The 1,401-nt window shown below is 52.6% G+C and carries 1 protein-coding gene and 1 pseudogene; both read right to left on the reverse strand.

What is annotated here, in order from left to right; translation table 11 throughout:
* Positions 1 to 262, reverse strand: a pseudogene (locus QEH53_RS23735) (hypothetical protein); the annotation flags it as partial.
* Positions 263 to 578: 316 nt separating this feature from the next.
* Positions 579 to 1,106: a GNAT family N-acetyltransferase gene (locus QEH53_RS23740; protein WP_309025723.1), complete on the reverse strand. Its 528-nt coding sequence runs from the start codon at positions 1,104 to 1,106 to the stop codon at positions 579 to 581.
* Positions 1,107 to 1,401: the final 295 nt, after the last annotated feature.

Genomic DNA, 1,401 nt, shown 5'->3' on the forward strand with positions numbered 1-1,401 from the left:
GAATGTAATGACGACAGCGAAGCGAACAACACGTCATAGAAGGCTCAGTGTCTCGGGCGAGCGTGCCCAGCGACGCGAAGCCCGTTCCAGGTTCGGGGCGTAGGGTAAATGACGCGTTTGCGTGGCGGAAGTTGGTGCTCTTATCTGGGGAGGTCTCGCTCTCCCGCGTTGCCGGTTTCGATCTACCGTCAAGGCATCGCAATGCGTCGGGTAACCGGCGGATCTGGAAGCGAGAGGTCAGCAGAGGGCGTAGTAGCCTCATGAAGCGAGCCGGGAGTAGCTGCCGACGGGAAACCCGTCCAGCGAAGAGTCCGAAACTCGCATGGTGCGAAGGCCTGAACCGAAACGACAAGTTCGAGCCCGTTTGCTCGCAGCACGGATATCTGCCGACCGGTAGAGCGTGCAGCGGCGCGTAATGGGGTCTCGAATGCGGGAGACGCTTGGGATGCCATGCATTCGTAAGCGTGTCCATAACTCGACTACGGTCCGGTTGCGTTTCGGAACCGCCTAGTGCGGATCCGCATGCTAGGTGGTGTGGGGTCCGGGGGAGTTAACGCCCCTGGCTACCCGATTTAGCTCTATTTTTTCTGTAGTAATTCGATAAGACTTGGTGATTCCTCTCTCAAAAGTGAAAGAATCTCATCAGAGTGCGGTATTCCGGTGGAGTAGTCGACATAAGCGTTCCTCAATGTTCCTTCCTTCTTGTATCCACATTTTTCAGCGACCTTAAGACTGGCTGTGTTTCCCGAGTGAATCAGCAGTGTAAGTCGTAGATAAGATGATTCAGTCTGGAAGAGGTAGGCTGAGAAAAGCCTCAATGCTTCGGTCATAAATCCTCTTCCCATATTTTTCTTTTCGAATATCCGAAAACCAACTTCAGGCCCTTTGATGTTCGGCGAGCTTTTGAACGTTTCTACCTCACCTATCATATTTCCTTCTTTGTCCGTAACAAGCAGGAGTTTGTAGTCGGGTTTCCAAAAACTGTTCTCGGCGAACTCCTTCTTCAAGTTCGCTCTAGGTTGTAATCCAGGTGGCCAATACGGCGTTGCGTTGGACAAGTTGTTGACGATCTCAGCGTATGCGTCGAGGTCGCTTTCCTCGAACATTCGTAGAGTGATCTTGGACCCTGTAATCATTGTTTCTTATTCTCTAGCTAATCTTAATGGTCGTGTGCTGGGCCATCTGAAAGTGGAGCGCTTGCCTCCCTTTGTTCGTGGGTTACCCTGCCGTTAGGCGTGGCAGAGCCACATGTATTCAATAACCAATACAGGAGAGACAAGCGCATGAGAAAAAAGCATATCTACGTAGGCATGGATGTCCATAAGGAAACGACCGTAATCGCCCTGGCGCACGGGGGCCGGGAAGGCAAGGTGGAGCGCCTGGGAACCTTCTCCAGCGGGT

Source organism: Pelagicoccus sp. SDUM812002 (genome assembly GCF_031127835.1).
Lineage (GTDB): Bacteria > Verrucomicrobiota > Verrucomicrobiia > Opitutales > Opitutaceae > Pelagicoccus.